14 protein-coding genes and 1 other annotated feature (1 of these 15 cut by a window edge) are annotated in these 18,038 nt (G+C 48.6%); all 14 genes read left to right on the top strand.

All coding sequences use genetic code 11. The annotated features are described in order from the left end of the window. Positions 1–161: a binding site (T-box leader), on the top strand (it extends 70 nt beyond the left edge of the window). 108 nt (positions 162–269) lie between these two features. Then, positions 270–2,684, top strand: a complete 2,415-nt coding sequence (gene leuS / locus CI595_RS10665; RefSeq protein WP_095173206.1) for a leucine--tRNA ligase — start codon at positions 270–272, stop codon at positions 2,682–2,684. A gap of 132 nt (positions 2,685–2,816) precedes the next feature. Then, positions 2,817–3,212 carry a hypothetical protein gene (locus CI595_RS10660; protein ID WP_095173205.1) on the top strand — a complete coding sequence of 132 codons (396 nt, stop codon included), beginning with the start codon at positions 2,817–2,819 and terminating at the stop codon, positions 3,210–3,212. Then, positions 3,200–3,526: a hypothetical protein gene (locus CI595_RS10655; protein WP_095173204.1), complete on the top strand. Its 327-nt coding sequence runs from the start codon at positions 3,200–3,202 to the stop codon at positions 3,524–3,526. The genes CI595_RS10660 and CI595_RS10655 overlap by 13 nt, the downstream gene beginning before the upstream one ends. Beyond that, positions 3,513–4,337, top strand: coding sequence for a CheR family methyltransferase (locus tag CI595_RS10650; RefSeq protein ID WP_095173203.1), 825 nt, complete (start codon positions 3,513–3,515; stop codon positions 4,335–4,337). Before CI595_RS10655 ends, CI595_RS10650 begins: the two co-directional genes overlap by 14 nt. A 4-nt stretch (positions 4,338–4,341) precedes the next feature. Continuing rightward, the gene (locus CI595_RS10645) at positions 4,342–4,713 is read left to right on the top strand and encodes a response regulator (protein ID WP_095173202.1); all 372 of its coding nucleotides are present in this window, start codon (positions 4,342–4,344) and stop codon (positions 4,711–4,713) included. A gap of 14 nt (positions 4,714–4,727) precedes the next feature. Further along, on the top strand, positions 4,728–6,404 hold the full coding sequence (locus tag CI595_RS10640) for a methyl-accepting chemotaxis protein (protein WP_095173201.1): 1,677 nt from the start codon (positions 4,728–4,730) through the stop codon (positions 6,402–6,404). Positions 6,405–6,422: 18 nt separating this feature from the next. Continuing rightward, on the top strand, positions 6,423–7,046 hold the full coding sequence (locus CI595_RS10635; protein ID WP_095173200.1) for a chemotaxis protein CheC: 624 nt from the start codon (positions 6,423–6,425) through the stop codon (positions 7,044–7,046). Then, entirely contained in the window at positions 7,039–7,515 is a 477-nt protein-coding gene (locus CI595_RS10630; RefSeq protein WP_095173199.1) for a chemotaxis protein CheD, read from the top strand. Before CI595_RS10635 ends, CI595_RS10630 begins: the two co-directional genes overlap by 8 nt. Before the next feature lie 19 nt (positions 7,516–7,534). After that, complete coding sequence (locus CI595_RS10625) at positions 7,535–8,476, top strand: GGDEF domain-containing response regulator (RefSeq protein ID WP_095173198.1); 942 nt, start codon at positions 7,535–7,537, stop codon at positions 8,474–8,476. A gap of 13 nt (positions 8,477–8,489) precedes the next feature. After that, positions 8,490–10,556 (top strand): chemotaxis protein CheA, encoded by a 2,067-nt coding sequence (locus CI595_RS10620; protein WP_095173197.1) that lies wholly within the window; start codon positions 8,490–8,492, stop codon positions 10,554–10,556. Further along, on the top strand, positions 10,543–10,986 hold the full coding sequence (locus CI595_RS10615) for a chemotaxis protein CheW (RefSeq protein ID WP_095173196.1): 444 nt from the start codon (positions 10,543–10,545) through the stop codon (positions 10,984–10,986). The genes CI595_RS10620 and CI595_RS10615 overlap by 14 nt, the downstream gene beginning before the upstream one ends. Positions 10,987–11,294: 308 nt before the next feature. Next, positions 11,295–13,037: a GGDEF domain-containing protein gene (locus CI595_RS10610; RefSeq protein WP_095173195.1), complete on the top strand. Its 1,743-nt coding sequence runs from the start codon at positions 11,295–11,297 to the stop codon at positions 13,035–13,037. After that, on the top strand, positions 13,027–16,323 hold the full coding sequence (locus tag CI595_RS10605; RefSeq protein WP_095173194.1) for a tetratricopeptide repeat protein: 3,297 nt from the start codon (positions 13,027–13,029) through the stop codon (positions 16,321–16,323). The genes CI595_RS10610 and CI595_RS10605 overlap by 11 nt, the downstream gene beginning before the upstream one ends. An 18-nt stretch (positions 16,324–16,341) precedes the next feature. Next, on the top strand, positions 16,342–18,036 hold the full coding sequence (locus CI595_RS10600; protein WP_095173193.1) for a molecular chaperone HscC: 1,695 nt from the start codon (positions 16,342–16,344) through the stop codon (positions 18,034–18,036). Positions 18,037–18,038 lie beyond the last annotated feature (2 nt).

Here is an 18,038-nt window from a genome sequence, read left to right as displayed (position 1 = left end):
TATAGAGAAGCTTTTGAACTGGCCTCGGAGTTCCCGTACTGATAGCCGACGAGCAGGTAAGTGCGGGCGGGAGTTCCCGTTACAGAACCGGAATGAGTGCATCCGGCATTACGGATGAATTAGAGTGGTACCACGGAAAAATAAGCCCTTTCGTCTCTAAGTATAGTGACTAAAGGGCTTTTTCTATGCTTCGGCATAAATGATAGCTGCCCGAACAGGCATGAAAAATGAACAGGCATGAAAAATGAAAATCAGGAGGAATAAAAATTATGGCAGTACCTTATAATCATAAGGCGATTGAACAGAAATGGAAAAAAAACTGGGAAGAGAAGCCGGTGAACACAGATGACGGCCAGAAGCCAAAATACTACTGTCTGGATATGTTCCCGTATCCGTCAGGAAACGGACTTCACGTAGGACACTGGAGAGGTTATGTTATCTCTGATGTGTGGAGCCGTTATAAAATGATGCAGGGTTATTATCTGATCCACCCAATGGGATGGGATGCGTTCGGCCTTCCGGCTGAGAATTACGCCATCAAGATGGGCGTTCATCCTGCAAAATCCACAGCGCAGAATGTGGCAAACATTAAAAAGCAGATCAATGATATTGCTGCTATTTATGACTGGGACAGGGAAGTCAACACCACAGACCCGGGCTTCTATAAATGGACTCAGTGGATTTTTGTAAAAATGTTCAAAGAAGGCCTTGCGTATGAGAAGGAATTCCCCATCAACTGGTGCCCTTCCTGTAAGACAGGCCTTGCCAATGAGGAGGTCGTTAACGGATGCTGTGAGCGTTGCGGTTCCACGGTGACGAAAAAGAACCTTCGCCAGTGGATGCTCCGTATCACAAAATACGCAGACCGTCTTTTAAGCGACCTGGACAAACTGGACTGGCCGGAAAAGGTGAAAAAGATGCAGTCCGACTGGATCGGAAAATCCTACGGTGCAGAGGTGGACTTCCCGGTAGAAGGAAGCGATGAGAAGATCACAGTATATACCACAAGACCGGATACGCTCCACGGCGCTACCTTCATGGTATTAGCACCGGAGCACAAACTGGCTGCCTCTCTTGCAACACCGGAAACCAAGGAGGCTGTGGAAAAATACATCTATGATGCTTCTATGAAGTCCAATGTGGACCGTCTCCAGGATAAGGAGAAAACAGGTGTGTTCACAGGAACCTATGCAATCAATCCGTTAAACGGAGCAAAAGTTCCCATCTGGCTGTCAGATTATGTACTGGCGGACTATGGCACAGGCGCTATCATGTGTGTACCTGCCCATGATGACCGTGACTTTGAGTTTGCTACTAAATTTAATATTCCGATCATCCAGGTGATCGCCAAGGACGGCAAAGAGATTGAAAACATGACGGAAGCCTATACAGAGGCCAGCGGTACTATGATCAATTCCGGTGAGTGGAATGGCATGGAATCCTCAGTGCTGAAAAAAGAGGCGCCTGTCATGATAGAAAAAATGGGAATCGGCAAGAAGACCGTAAATTACAAACTGCGTGACTGGGTATTCTCCCGCCAGCGTTACTGGGGCGAGCCTATTCCCATTATCCACTGCCCGCACTGCGGAAATGTTCCAGTTCCGGAAGACCAGCTTCCGCTGACACTGCCGGAGGTGGAATCCTACGAGCCTACAGGCACTGGCGAGTCACCGCTGGCCGCTATTGATGAGTGGGTCAACACCACCTGTCCGGTCTGCGGTGCTGCTGCGAAACGTGAGACCAACACCATGCCTCAGTGGGCAGGGTCCTCCTGGTACTTCCTGCGTTATGTGGACAATAAAAATGATGAGGAACTGGTTTCCAAAGAAAAAGCAGATAAATATCTGCCGGTTGATATGTATATCGGCGGTGTGGAACATGCGGTCCTCCACCTTCTGTACTCCCGTTTTTATACCAAGTTCCTTTATGATATCGGAGCGATTGATTTTGATGAGCCTTTCCAGAAGCTGTTCAACCAGGGTATGATCACCGGCAAGAACGGCATTAAGATGAGCAAGTCAAAAGGAAATGTGGTTTCCCCGGACGACCTGGTAAGGGACTACGGATGCGATTCCCTGCGTCTCTATGAACTGTTTGTAGGACCGCCGGAACTGGACGCAGAGTGGGATGACAGAGGGATTGACGGTGTATACCGTTTCCTGAACCGTTTCTGGAAGCTGTCCATGGACAGTTTGGAAGCTGGCATTGCTGAGACAAAAGAGATGGTGAAGCTGCGCCATAAACTTGTCTTTGAGATCACACAGCGTTTGGAGAGCTTCAGCCTGAATACCGTTATCTCCGGATTTATGGAATACAACAACAAGCTGATCGAGCTTGCCAAGAAGACAGGCGGTATTGATAAGGAGACCATTGAGACCTTTATCAAGCTTCTGGCTCCTTTTGCACCACACCTGACAGAGGAGCTCTGGGAGGCATACGGACATGAAAATTCCGTATTCCACACAGAGTGGCCAAAGGCTGATGAGGAGGCTATGAAGGACGACGAGATCGAAGTGCCGGTACAGATCAACGGCAAGACAAGGGCTGTCATCAGTATAAGCGCAGAGGCATCCAAAGAGGAGGCCATTGCCGCAGGAAAAGAAGCCATTGCAGATAAGCTTACCGGGACCATAGTAAAAGAGATTTATGTTCCGAAAAAGATAATCAACATTGTGCAGAAATAATCTATGACCTTATTTGGCGCAGGCAATGAAAACAAACCATTGCCTGCGCTGTTTTTATATTTATATTGTCTTTTCCGCGGCAATCAAGTATTATAGAAGTAGTAGAAATTCATTAGGAAAGGCGGCGTTGTAATGGGAGACCAGCAGCTGGAATATCTGGAATTTCTGGCAGATGAAGTGCATTATCTTCTTCCCCTGTCCTGGGTGGACAGGATCAGCGAGAGGACGAAGAAAAAAGGGAAAACTAACCTGATAGATCTTGCCGGACTTACCAGCCCCGGATATAAAGGAAAACCACAGGAATACCTGATCCTGGCGGATGAGGAGAATGCAGGGTTTCTGGCGGAAAAGGTATTGGGGATCCGGGTCCTTGACAAAAGAGCTTTCCTCTCTCTGACAGAACCGGCATGGAATGAGACGAACCGGTATCTGGAGGCAGCTGTACTGCTTCAGACAGGGCAGGAGGATGAAGTGCTGGCCTATGTGCTGAAGCCGGAGATATTGAAGGAGAGACAATGGAAGTTATAAAGGTGAGGACCGGGGAAAGGATTTTGTATATAGAGAAAGAGAAAACGGAAACCCTTTACCTGAATCCTAAAATATGGAAAGTTCCGGGAGCCAGGGACGAGATACTGGGAATCTCTGTCTATAAAGGCCGCCTTGCCGTATATTACTGCCTGGGCAGCGGAAGAGATGCCAAATGCGGTATCCTTATGAAGCCGCAAGGTGATCTGATCGTGGGGGTTGCTGCAGAGGAACTGACCGGGGAAGAGGAGATTGACCGGGAAGAATTGACAGAAGTGAAACCGGGAATATGGGAGAGAAAAAGTGATCAGGCTTAAAGAAGAAGAATTTGCTGAGATAGTGGAATATATGCGTCAGAATTACGGCATTAATCTGGAGAAAAAAAAGACGTTGATCGAATGCCGCATGTCCAAAGAACTGGAATCCCAGGGTGTGACAACCTTTGGCAGATATATGGAGCTTTTAAAGAAAGATAAATCAGGATTGACGGCTTCCAATATGGTTAGCCGTCTGACTACCAATTATACATATTTTATGAGGGAACCGGCTCATTTTACAATCCTGCGTGACCATATCCTTCCGGAATTTTCCAAAAGCAGCAGCAGAGGGTTTCTGAATGTTTGGTGCGCAGGATGTTCCACCGGAGAAGAGTGCTATACCATTGCCATGATCCTGCAGGATTACAGGGACCGGACAGGAAACCTGTTAAATTACAGGATCCTGGCAACAGATATTTCCGGCCAGGTGCTGGAAAAGGCCGGGAAGGGGATCTACACGGCAAAAGAAATGGAAGGGCTTCAGGCGGAGTGGAAGAATAAATACTTCCGGTCAGCGGATGCAAAAACATTCTGTGTGGAAGAGCGGCTGAAGCAGAATATCCGGTTTCAGAATCAGAATCTGCTGTCACCTTATATGGGGACGGAGCAGTTTGATCTGATCTTCTGCAGAAATGTTATGATATATTTTGATAAAAAAGCCAAGGAGACCCTGGTGAAGAAACTGGAGGCCAGCCTGAAGCCGGGGGGCTATCTGGTGATCGGGCACGCTGAACTTTTAAACCGCGGTGAGATCAAACTGGAACCGGTATTTCCTGCTGTGTATAAAAAAAATAGAGAGAAGCAAAGGTGAGTATATGGAAAAGAAAATCTTGATTGTGGATGACGCCATGTTTATGAGAAAATCCATCCGGAAAATTTTGTCCGAAGGAGGATATGCCAATGTGGAGGAGGCCAGGGACGGCGATGAGGCAATTGCCATGTTCGGGGAATACAGCCCGGATCTGGTCCTTCTGGATATCACCATGCCGGGCAGATCCGGACTGGAAGTGCTGGAAGAGATTTTAAGGCAGGATGAGGACGCCGCAGTCGTAATGTGTTCAGCTATGGGTCAGGAAACTGTAATTCAGAAAGCCATTGTTATGGGGGCCAGAGATTTTATTGTAAAGCCGTTTAAGAAGGATGAGTTTTTAAGGATCGTGGACAGTTGTTTCCCCATAGATGAGTGAAAGGACAAAGTGTGATGAAAAACTACTTTTTGAATCTGAAAATAGGAACAAAACTGATCGCAGCTTTTGCGTCAATTATTGTTTTATACATATTTACTGTTTTCATCTCTCTGCATACCATCCAGAATATGTCCGGGAAAATGAATGATTTTTATAACCAGCCTTTCGCCAATGTGGAAGCGTCCATGAGTATGTTGTCCAACCTTCATCTGGTTGGAAAGAATCTGACCATTATGGCGGCAACGGATAATGTCATGGATGAAGATGAACTGATGATGGAGACCAAGTCAGCCAGCCAGGAAGTGGAAAAAAAGCTGGAGATCCTGCAGACCGGATACGGAAGTGATACAGAACTGGTGAAGAGTCTGGGCGAAGAATTCGCAGCTATGAAAATACCCAGGGACAGGATCATATCCCTGCTGGAGAGCGGTGATGCAGAACAGGCACTGGATATCTATGTAAATGAATACGCATCGAAAATGAAACGTGTAAGCGATACCCTCTCCCAGGTGACCGATGAATGTGTCATGGATGCGGAGAATACGCTGAATACTTCCCTGGTATCCAACGCGGAGGCCAGGCTCATGATCCTTATCCTGGCTTTTGTCAGTATCCTGATCACCTGTATCCTGTGGCTGACCATTACCAGAAGTATCCTAAGACCTGTAAATGAGATAAAAAAAGCAGCGCAGTCCGTGGCGGAGGGGAAATTACAGGCCAATCTGTCCTTTACCTCCCGAAATGAGCTGGGACAGCTTGCGGAAAGCATCCGTCAGACCACAATGGCCCTGAATGCCTATGTGTCGGAAATTAAGACAGGGATGACAGCCCTTGGCAAAGGAAAGCTGAACTACCGTACCAAAGTAAAATTCAAAGGAGACTTTGTAGCCCTGGGAGATGCCCTGGATGAAATCGGGGAGCTGCTGCGCAATGCGATCCAGCAGATCAACGGCAGTGCGGAGCAGGTGGCAGGCGGCGCGGAACAGGTATCTAACGCGGCACAGGCCCTGGCACAGGGAACATCCCAGCAGGCCAGCTCCATTGAGGAACTGGCTGTCAGCATCAGCGAGATCACAGAGAGCATCAACGGCAATGCGGAGAAAGCCGTAAGATCCAGCAAATTGGCAGATAACGTAGGACGCAGCCTGGAAAGCAATGACCAGCAGATGCACAGACTGTTGACGGCCATAAAAGAGATCAAGAACAATTCTCAGGAGATCACCGGGATCGTAAAGGAAATAGAGGATATTGCCTTCCAGACCAATATACTGGCACTGAACGCATCTGTGGAGGCAGCAAGGGCCGGGGAGGCCGGAAGAGGTTTCTCTGTGGTGGCCGGAGAGGTCCGCCGCCTGGCATCAAAGACAGCGGAAGCATCCAAACTGACGGCAGGACTGGTAGATAAGAATTCAGAGGCAGTCAATGCGGGGATGGATACTGTCCACACCACGGCTGATTCTTTAAAGGCCTCTGTGGAGAGGGCACAGGAAGTGAATCAGATGATGGATGAAATCTCAGAAGTATCGGTCCAGCAGGCGGAAGCGATCATGCAGGTGCGCAAAAGCATGGATTTGATCTCTGATATTGTACAGGGCAATTCGGCATCCTCGGAGGAGAGCGCGGCTGCCAGTGAGGAGCTGTCCGCACAGGCACAGATGTTAAAGGAACTGGTGGAACAATTTGAGATTTGACGGATAAAGGGGAAGAGAATGAATTGTGAAGTGGAATTGGAGGAACTTTCTAAGGATTTTATAAAGGAGCTGGGCAACATCGGGACCGGAAATGCGGTCAATGCCCTGTCTCAGCTTCTGAACTGTCCGCTGGAGATTGATACGCCCAATCTGAGAGTATTGCCTTTTCAGCGGATAACAGAGATCATTGCCGAAGCGGAAACACCGCTCACGGGAATTATGGTGGAAGTTTTCGGGGAGATAAACGGTATGTTTCTCTTCCTTCTGGATGAGACGTTTACCGGCCAGGTGGTGCACCTGGTACTGGGTGAGGAGATAACGGATTTCACCAGCCTGACAGAGATGGAGGAATCCCTGCTGCTGGAACTGGGGAACATTATGTGCGGCTCTTATATCCGGGCCTTGTCCCAGCTTCTGGATATGGAGATGGATGTTTCGGTTCCCCAGATCAGCGTTGATATGGGCGGCGCCATACTCACTGCCGCCATGTCACGTTTTCTAAGAACAAGTGAGGAACTTTTGATGATAGACAATGTGTTCTGTATGGATACAGGAACCTTTTCAGGCCGTATCCTGTTCCTTCCGGAAATGGAGACACTGCATGATCTGCTCCGGAAACTTGAGGAGTTGCAAAATGGATAAAATTACAGTAGGTATTGCGGAAGGCCGGATTGCCTTTGGGGGACAGATGCTGGTCACTTACGCACTGGGGTCCTGTGTGGGCATCTGCCTGTACGACAGCAAAATAAAAATAGCCGGACTTGCTCATATCGTGCTGCCGGATGAGAACAGCGCTACCGTAAAAAGTAATCCCTATAAGTTTGCAAAAAGCGGGATTCCCGCACTGGTCACGGAAATGCAGAAACACGGAGCTGACAAAAAAAGGATGACGGCTAAGATTGCCGGGGGAGCCAAAATGTTCCGTACAGGCAGCGCGGCATGGGATATCGGTGAAAAGAACACGGCGGCTGTCAGGCAGACACTGCGTATGGCAGGTATCCGCATCATTGCCGAGGATACAGGGGCCGATTATGGCAGGACCCTGGAATTTTGTGCAGATGACGGCACAGTCCAGGTAAAAACAGTAAGAAGAAAAACAGTAAATTTATAATAGAGTATGGGAGGCAGATATGGATTTTAATGGTAAGAATATCGTTTTGGCTGTTGATGACAGCCTGATGGTATGTAAACAGATTCAGACAGCACTGAAAGAAGAGCCTGTTTTTCTCTGTGAGGCACATAATGGGCAGGAGGCTGTGGATATGGCTATGCAGTATCAGCCGGATCTGATCCTTCTGGATGTGGTGCTGCCGGATATTGAGGGATATGAGCTGATCGGAAAACTGAAGGAAGTAGGCCAGAACGAAGCAGCAGTTCTGTTCCTCACCTCTAAAGACAGGGACGAGGATGTGGTAAAAGGATTTTCCATGGGGGCGTGTGATTACATTAAGAAGCCCTTCGCCACCGCGGAACTGCGGTCCAGGGTCCATGCGCATCTGGAAATGAAAAAGCAGAAGGATATCCTGAACCGGCAGAATAAAGAACTGCTCACCAATATGGAAAAGCTGAATTTTATGGCTTTCAGGGACGGCCTTACCGGCCTGTACAACAGGAGATATGTGGTTGGAAATCTAATGGAGGATATGAGAGACCACAATGCGGAGAAAGCCACGGAAGTTCTGATCATGGCAGATATTGATGACTTTAAGAAGATCAATGATACATACGGTCACGACGCCGGGGATGCAGCCCTTGTGTGCATTGCCAATATACTGGAAGAACAGTGCAGGGACCACAGGGTCATCCGCTGGGGCGGGGAAGAGTTCCTGATCGTCCTCTTCGCCGTGACGGAGGAGGAGGCTTTTGAGATCAGTGAGCGCATCCGCAGGGAAGTGGAGGCATTTCGGATCTATCATCCGGACGGAGAATTCTCCTGCACACTGACTATGGGACTACATACTTATAAGGAACCGGACAGGATAGAGGACAGCGTCAACTGTGCGGATAAGGCACTTTACTACGGGAAACGAAACGGAAAGAACTGCAGTGTCTGGTACAAGGACATACGGTGAGCGGTGAGCAGATATGGGATATTTCGATGCAGATGCAGAAGAAATGCTGGAGGTCTACCTTCTGGAGACACGACAGCTTATGGAACAGCTAAACGGAGTTTTGCTGGAAGCGGATAAAAATAAGACGTTTTCGGAGGATGATATCAATACGGTTTTCAGGATCATGCACACCATCAAAAGCTCTTCTGCCATGATGGGGCTTCACGCCCTGTCCGGCATGGCGCATAAACTGGAAGACCTTTTTTCCTATTACAGGGAGCAGAAGGGGGAAATCAGCCGGATAAAGCCGGAACTGTTTGACCTGCTGTTTAAAGTGTCTGATTTTGTGGAGAATGAACTGAAACAGATGCCGGAGGATCATTATTCTCCAAGGGATACAAACGAGATAGAGAAGAAAATAGAAGACTATCTGAAAAGTCTGGAGGAACCAAATGGCGTAAAAGATGGCCAGGATATGCAGAAGCCATCCGAAGTAGATCCGGTTACCGCCCAGACAGAAAATACAGAGAAAAAAGCGGGATTCATACCCGTGGGAATCCCGGAAATCTTTCAGAAAAAGCCAGGTGTTGTCATACGGATCCGGTTTGAAGAAGGCTGCCGTATGGAGAACATCCGTGCCTATATGATCATCAGAAAGATCGGAAGTCTCTGCAGCAGTGTGGAGAGCTATCCCCAGGATTTGGAAAAATCTCAGCAGGGAGCAGAGTATATCAACAAAAACGGGGTTTTCATCCGCTTTGAAAGTGATAAAAAGGAAGAAGTCCTGGATGCAGTCAGACGCGGACTTTTTGTAAAGGATCATGAAGTCCTAAGAGATGAAGAGAAGAAACCGGAAGCGCCGCCGGAAAAGAAAGCACAGAAAGCGGACAGTCCTTTGGAGACAAAAGAGGTGGAGTTTCTCAATGTACGGACAGACCGTTTGGACAGACTTCAAAACCTGTCGGGAGAACTGCTGATACTGATGCTGACCCTGGATGAGGAGCTGAAAAGCCGTGGTATGGATGATATAAGAGAAGGGACGGCCTATCAGGTCAACCGTCTGATCGAGGAGATGGAGCGCACCGTCATGGAGATCCGTATGGTCCCCGTGTCAAAGGTCATACCAAAGCTGAAGCGGATTCTGCGGGATATCTGCAGGGACCAGGGAAAAGAAGCGGAACTGATCGTAAACTGCGGCGATATTGAAGCGGATAAAAGTGTGGTGGACTATGTCTCAGAATCGCTGCTCCATATTATCAGAAACGCGGTGGACCATGGACTGGAACTTCCGAAAGAGCGTGAGGCAGCAGGTAAGAATCCTAAAGGCAGCATTACTTTCAGTGCGGAAAATACCATAGGTGAGCTGATGATTTCCGTTACCGATGACGGAAGAGGCATAAACTTAGCAAAGATCCTGGAAAAAGCCAAGGAAAAACATCTCCTTACAAAACCGGAAGAAGAGTACGATGCCCAGGAGACGCTGGAACTGATCCTCTCCCCCGGGTTTACCACCAATCAGGAGGTGACAGAGTATTCAGGCCGGGGCGTTGGTCTGGATGTGGTGAAGAGTATTCTGGAGGAGGCAGGAGGCCATCTGTATATCCAGAGTGAGGAGGGGAAGGGAAGCACCTTCACGATCACGCTCCCCCTGTCCCTGGCCACGATTGAGTGTACCAGGTTCCGGGTGGGAGAATACCGCTTTTCTGTTCCATCCAGATATGTACAGCGCTTCTTCAGCTATGAGGAGAACAGGGATTTTATACACTGGAGAAATGACAAAAAGTATATCCTGTATGACAGCCGGATGCTTCCCCTGCTGGATTTGAGGGAAGCTTACCGGATAGAGGGTGCATATCCCGACACCTCCCTTTTGGTATATGTAAAAAGCGCCAAACGGGAGGGGGTTCTTATCATTGACTCTATGTATGAGCAGAAGAGGATCGTGGTAAAGCAGCTTCCGGCTCTGTTTGGCCCTGGCTTTAGGCGGCATACGGGCATCAGCGGATGCAGTATTATGGGGAACGGCAAAATATGTGCGGCCCTTGATATTGAAACCCTGATCGAAAAGTTTACGAAGGAGGCAGTCCATGAGCGAGAGTGAGATAACGGAAATCCTGTGTTTTCCCGGCAGCAGAAAAAATTATGCAGTGGACTTTTCCTGCGTGGTGGAGATCAGCTATGACTTTAAGATTTCAAAGATCCCGTGTATGCCACTGGATTTTGAGGGGGTGTGCAGCTACAAGGGAGCTATGATTCCTGTCATAAGGATAGAGGAGGCACAGGAAGCGGATGAGGGGAATCAGAGCCGGGTGATCGTGGTGATCGTAAAGCACCGGAAGTATTTTCTGGGCATCCGGCTTTCCAGAGAGCCGTACATCATCTCCTATACCGATGCGGAAAAGATAACAAATCCACTGGGCGTCGCTGCTTCAGAGAGATGGAAAGAGAAGGGCCTTTACCGGTTCAGGGACAAATTGTTTTCCGTCATTGATGTGGAAAAGACACTGGAAGGCATGGTCTTTTATCCCTGACCGTATCCCCCAGTTTAGGAAGTGTTGATGGTTACTGTTTACTCCGTGTCCAGTAACACGCTTCGCGATGCACAGATATGGAGCCTTCTGCCCCATATCGCGCTGGCTGCCTCGGGATTTTCATGCTTCCGGTATGAAAACGCCTCCCGGTACAGTGGCCTGTGAACAGTAACCGTTGATGCACCAACAGAGAAAAAACAGGCTCTGTTGGTGTTTTTTTATGCTTTTTCTTATGCTATAATTAATAAAACAAAGCCGGGAAGGCATGAAGAGATAAACGGTTAGGACAGCAGCGGAGGGAGCAGCCTATGAGGGATCGGCAGAACGGAAAAATACCGGCAGCAGAGTTGAAGGAGAAGAGCAAAGAGAGATTGAGGGTGTTTGCGCTTTATCTCATACTGGCAATGGTCATAGTGCTCCTTATCTGGATGAATGGAGAGACTGCTGCAATTAATATTGGGTTTGACAATGAAAATGTATATACGCTCCGTGACGGATGGACAATGGAACGCAGTCAGGAGAAGTCATTGGTAACACTTCCGATGGACAGCACTGCGTCAAAAAAAGAGACGGTTTCCTACACAAAAACTTTGGAAGCACAGGATTCCTACTGCAATATGATCATGTTTCATTCCTCCCATCAGAGGATTAAAATTTATCTGGACGGAGAACTGCTCTATACCTTTGGGTATGGGCAGAGTATGCCTGTGCATTTTTCTGTGGGCAGCGCATGGCAGTTTACCAGGCTTCCCGCGGATTGGGAAGGAAAGGAACTGCGCATTGAGACAAAAGGGGTGTATGATTCCTATTCCGGCAAGCAGGAGCTTGTGTATATGGGCACGAAAACGTCGCTTGTATTTATGGTGGCAAAGCAGAAGATGGTCTCTCTTCTGGTGGACTTATTTTTGTTTATTATGGGAGTGCTTCTGATCATGAGCAGCTTCTTCTTCAGAGAAGCCCGGACCGTGAGCCGAATCCGGTATCTTGGCATCTTTGCTATTGTTACCTGTACCTGGATCCTGCTTAAATCAGGGGTGGGACAGATATTCAGCGGAAATATCTTGATGAGTATGAACGTACTTTATCTGCTGTTCGGCCTGATGCCTGTTCTTACCATCAGTTTTCTGCTGACTTTTGACAGCTTTTCAAAGAGCACTTATATGAAAGGGCTTTACTGGTTTTCCATTGTCTGCTATTTTGTCATGCAGTTTCTGCAGCTTGCAAACGTGATGGATTATACACAGACAGTATCCATGAACCACATAAACTTCCTGCTGATCGTGATAGGAATGGCAGGTATCTGTATCCGGAAAAAAATAAGGGGGGAAAAGATTGAGGACATTTCTGTCTTTGTGGCCTGCTTTGCTTTCGCGGGATTGGGAGCTGTGGACATTTACCGGTTTTATTTTGAGAAGACCATGCAGAGTCATGTGGGATTTACACAGGCGGGACTTATATGCTTTATCTGTTCCCTGGGCTATTCCGTGGTGAAACAGTCTTCAGAGGAACAGACCCGTATGATCGAAAATGAGGCGTTGAAAAAGATAGCCTATCTTGACATCCTTACCAATCTGCCAAACAGAACGGCATTTGAAAAGCAGATGGAGCAGTACAGGACAGAACATTCGGAGAAGAGGCCTGTGGTTATGATCGTGGATCTGAACGGCCTGAAAGAAATTAATGATACATACGGGCACAAAGCGGGGGATGCGGCAATCATCCGCATTGCGCAGCTTTTGGACAGGCATTTCGGACAGCCGCTGCATACATACCGGATCGGAGGAGATGAGTTCTGCGTTTTAGGGGAAGGGGAGACAGATGAGATATTTGATCAGCGGATCCGGGGATTCCTGGATGAGGTGGAGAAAGCGGACAGAGAATATGCGTTTTCTTTCTCCGCTGCCTACGGTTATGTGAAAAGCGGTGAGGAAGGCATAGATAAGGCATTTATTCACGCAGACAGAAAAATGTACAACTGTAAGATGCAGATGAAGCAGTTACAGGCGGCTGAGAAAAGACGGGAGACACCGGGAGGGACATATGGAGGTTAAACAGGCTTTTCAAATATTAGGAACAGAGCCAATCAAGGATGAGTCATGCATCCGGCAGGCTTACAGAGCGCATCTTTCGGATAATAACCCGGAGGACAACCCGGAGGGATTTAAGCGGCTGCGCCAGGCTTATGAGACTGCGCTGCAGTACGCCCGCACAGCGGAGGATGGACAGCGGCAGGAAGAAAAGACAGAGACCGATATTTGGATGGAGCAGGTGGAGGCAGTTTACCGCTCATTTTCCAGACGGATGAACCCTGTGTGCTGGCAGGACCTTCTCAGGGCAGATGTATGCCAAAGTCTGGCAGACGAGGAGGAGGTTAGGGCAAAGCTTTTTGGGTTCCTGGCTGGGCATTTCCGGCTTTTGCCGGATATCTGGAGGATACTGGATGAGCATTTTCTGATAGAGGAGGAAAAGGATGCGTTTGAGGAACATCTTCCGGCGGAATTTGTGCGGTATATGCTGAGCCAGATACATGGGGAGGTACATTTTCCTTATGAATATTTTGAAGGCCGGGATGACGTGGACTATGATACCTGGACTGCCTCTTATTTTCAACTCTATGAGGCTGTGGAGGAAAAGAACATAGCCCGGGCGGAAGAATTGATCAAAAATATGGAGGGGATGGAAATCCGCCATCCCCTTGCTGAGATGGAAAGAGCCAGGATCATGATGCTGAAGGGGGAGAAGGAGGATGCATTTCAGACCGCATCCCTTCTCCTGGAAAAATATCCGGACGAGATAAGGATCCTGATCCTTGGCAGCGGTATCCTGTGGGAATGCGGGGAGACGGACCGCGCTGCGGCTAACTATGAAAAGATACACAGCCGTTATCCGGACCATTTTGTGACGAACCTGCGGCTGGGGAACTATTACGCGGGGAGAGAAGAGTACAAAAAGGCAAAAGAGTTTATCAGCAGTGCCAGCCGCGTCAACTCCCGGGACCCGGATATGCTTCACTGTCTGAAAGAAATTAACAGACACCTGATAGAAGCATATCAGGAGAAGTTCAGACGTCAGACTGCAGATATGGAGGATTATATTGAATTCGGCTGGTGCTGCCTTCAGAATGAGGAAAATCAGGCAGGAATAGACTGCCTTTCCGGTGTGACGCCGGATGAGGCCAATGAGACCGGATATCACAGCGTGCTGGAGCGGCTTTATTTTGCTGCCGGGATACCTGAAAAAGCTGAGGAGGAAGGAAATGCCTGGATTCAAAGTATCCGCAGAGAAGAACCTTCTCTCCCGGAGGAGGAAAAACTGCGTGTGCCGGAGCGGATCGCGGCGGCTTACTATATTATGGGCAGGGCTTGGATGCAGGTGATGCAGCAGGAGGAACATGCGTTAAAGCTGCTGGAAACATCCATTGCCTTTTATGATAAGAATGCGGATGCCTATCTGCAGAAGGCGCTTCTGTTAAACAGGATGAAGCGGTTCCGGGAAGCAGGTGATGCCTGTGACCGGCTTCTGGAATTGGAGCCGGAGAACTTTTGGGGATATGTGAACCGGATGGAGGCATTTTTAGCTTTAAAAGAAGGGCAGGGCGTCATTGATGATTTTTACCGGGCAAAGAAAATCTTTGCGGCTTATCCGCCTCTGTATGAGATGACAGCAGAAGTCTTTGACGGCAGCGGGCAGTTTGAGGATGTCCTGGATATTATAAAACAGGCGGAGCATGAAAATATCTCCACACCAAAGCTTTCCCTGTTCCGTCTGCGTGCACGCAGCAGGCAGGCAAAGACCAGAGGCGAAGCAGAAAAAATCCTGGATGACGCGGCTGCCCTTCTTGCCGGTATGGAGGAGTCCCGGGAAAATGCCAAGATCCGCGGAGAAATCTACGCTGAGGCTGCCAGAGTGCAGAACAATCTGGGGGACGGTAAAGCAGCCCTGGCCTATATCAACAGAGCCTTGGCACAGGATGACCGCCCTTTCTTCAAATGGATGAAAGGCAGCTTCTTGTTTGATCTGGAAAAATACCAGGAGGCACTTAAGATCCTGCAATCCTGCGAAATGGATTTTCCGGAGGGGGATATGGTCATGTTCCGTATCGGAGAATGTTTTCACAGACTGGGCAAAATGGAACAGGCTGCCGTCTATTTGAATAAAACCCTGGAGATCGATCCGGAAAATGGGCGGGCCAACAGTAAACTGGCAGAAATCTACCGGGATCTGCTGGAGGAGAAAGAGGATTTGGCTTATTATGAAAAAGCCCTTGTCTTTGCGGACAGACAGTTAGAACTTCGGCCTGAGGCCTATTACTATGTGGAGCGGGGGCTGCTCCATATGGCCGCTGCACATTACTGCAGGGCAGTTAAGGATTTTGAGGAAGCACTGCGTCTGGAACCTGAAAATGTGTATGCACACAACAATATCTGCGTCTGCTGCAGAATGCTGGAAGAGTATGAGAAGGCCATTGAGGCAGGAAAAAAAGCGGAGCATGTGCTTGGAGAACAGGACAAAGTCCGTGTGTACGGCAATCTGGGGGATTGCTATATGGAGACTGGCTGCTTTCATCAGGCCGAGGAATACTACCTGAAGCATCAGAAGCAGTTTCCGGGCGGGCGTTCTCCAAAAGAATCCCTTATTGAAGTTTATATAAGGCTTGGGAATCTGAACGCAGCATTTTACTGGATCGGAAAGGCTTATGAAGAGGAACAGGAAGTTCTCTACAGGAAAGCCCAGGTATATTACAGGCTGGGGGAGGGAGAGAAAGCCGGTCTCTGTCTCCATGATATCCTGAAAAGCAGGGAAAATCCCGGCAGAACAAAGCTTTTGGCCTCCTATAATGCCTACTATCTGCTCCGTAAAGAGAGGGAAGCCCTGAAAATGGCTAAAAGTGTTCTGAAAGAGACGAAAGCAGGTACCGAAGCGTATTTCCACGCCGGTTTTCTAATGGCGGAAATTTATATGAGAAACGGGAAACAGGCAAAAGCCCAAAAGACAGCGCAGCGTCTCATGTCTGTGTGGCAGGCACAGTATGGGGAAGCGGAGCTGAAAAAATGGAAGTATCGCAGAAGACGTTTGTATGAGCTGGGAATCCTGTATCTTTTTACCGGACAAAGAGAGAAAGCATTAGAACAGGTACATCTTATATCGGACGCTGTGAAATGTGAAGATGTCTGCTGCGGCACGCATGGGGAAACCTGTGCAGAAGCCCTTCATCTCATGGCGCTTATCTGCGAATTTACAGGAAAGAGACAGGAGGCCCTTACATATTACACAAGACTGGAGCAGAGCGGTTTTTTAAATATCCAAGCAAATTACGGGCGCAGAAGAATGCAGTGACGGAAAGGAACAGAAAAATTGATCATTGGAATAGATTTAGGGACAACAAACAGTCTGGCAGCTTATTTTACAGAGGAGGGGCCGAAGATCATCCCAAACCGCCTCGGCAGACATCTGACGCCGTCGGTGGTGAGCGTGGATGAAGAGAACCAGGTATATGTGGGGGAGACAGCCAGAGAGCGGGGATTTCTGTATCCCCACATGACTGCCTCTGTGTTTAAACGTGATATGGGGAGTGACAAGAAGTACCGGTTAGGCGGGAAAGAATTTACAGCACAGGATCTGTCCTCTTTTGTCCTTCGTACCCTGAAGGAGGATGCGGAGGTATATCTGGGGGAAACAGTGGAGGAAGCGGTCATCAGCGTACCTGCGTACTTTGACGACAAACGCCGGAAGGCCACAAAAAGAGCCGGGGAACTGGCCGGTCTGAAAGTGGAGAGGATCATCAGTGAACCTACAGCCGCTGCCATTGCATACGGTCTGTATGAGAAACAGAAAAATACAAAATTTCTGGTCTTTGATCTGGGAGGCGGAACCTTTGACGTCTCAATCCTGGAACTGTTTGAGAATATTTTGGAGGTCCGGGCAGTGGCCGGGGACAACTATCTGGGAGGCGAGGATTTTACAGAGCTGTTGGTACAGCATTATATGGAGCAGATGGATTTAAAACTCACGGAACTGACCCAGAAGACACTGGGACAGATATACAGCCAGGCGGAGGCCTGCAAACTGTCGTACAGCGGGACAGCCACAGGGGTTATGAGCTGCAGGATCGGCGGGGAGGAAAAATCTCTTAAGATCCCCCTGAGATCGTATGAAAAGATGTGTGAACCCCTGCTGGCAAAAATCAGAAAACCTGTGCAGAGAAGCCTGTCGGATGCCCATGTGAAATTGGCAGATATTGATGAGATCGTGCTGGTGGGAGGCGCCACCAGACTTCCTGTTGTAAGGGATTTTATTATCCGCATGTTCAAAAAGTTTCCCGATACCGCCATGAACCCCGACGAGGCGGTTGCGCTGGGTGCTGCCATCCAGGGCGCTATGAAAGAGCGGCAGGAGGCAGTAAGAGAGGTGATCTTAACCGATGTTTGCGCCTTTACCCTGGGGACAGAGACTGCCGTCAGGCTTAAGGACGGCAAAACAGATGAGGGACATTTCTGTCCGATCATAGAGAGGAACACCGTGATCCCGGCCAGCCGCACAGAGCGTTTTTACACACTGTATGATGATCAGGAACGTGTCCGTATCTGTGTGCTCCAGGGCGAGAGCCGGTACGCCAAAAATAACCTGCTTCTGGGCGAATTGGATATTGAGATCCCCAAAAACAAAGCAGGTGAGGAGAGCGTTGACGTGACCTATACTTATGATATCAACTCGATCCTGGAAGTGGAAGTCTGTGTGACATCCAGCGGGCTTAGACAGCGCCGCATTATAAAAGGCCGTGAAAATGACATGACAGACCGGGAGATCGAGGAGCGTATGAGAGAGCTGTCCTATCTGAAAATCCATCCCAGGGAACAGGAGGAAAACAAGCTGCTTCTCCTGAAAGGGGAGCGGCTATATGAAGAGACTGTAGGTGATAACAGACGGCGGATGGAATATGAGATACAGAAATTTGAAATGGTGTTAAATACAAGGGACCGGGGTAAAATAGAAGAAGCGGCAAAACATTTTGCACAGGTTATGGAAGAAGTAGAAGAAGATGATCTATAGAC

It is taken from the genome of Blautia hominis (genome assembly GCA_002270465.1).
Taxonomy (GTDB): domain Bacteria; phylum Bacillota; class Clostridia; order Lachnospirales; family Lachnospiraceae; genus Blautia; species Blautia hominis.
Note: the sequence above shows the minus strand (reverse complement) of the source record. Positions and strands in the feature narration are given on the sequence as shown.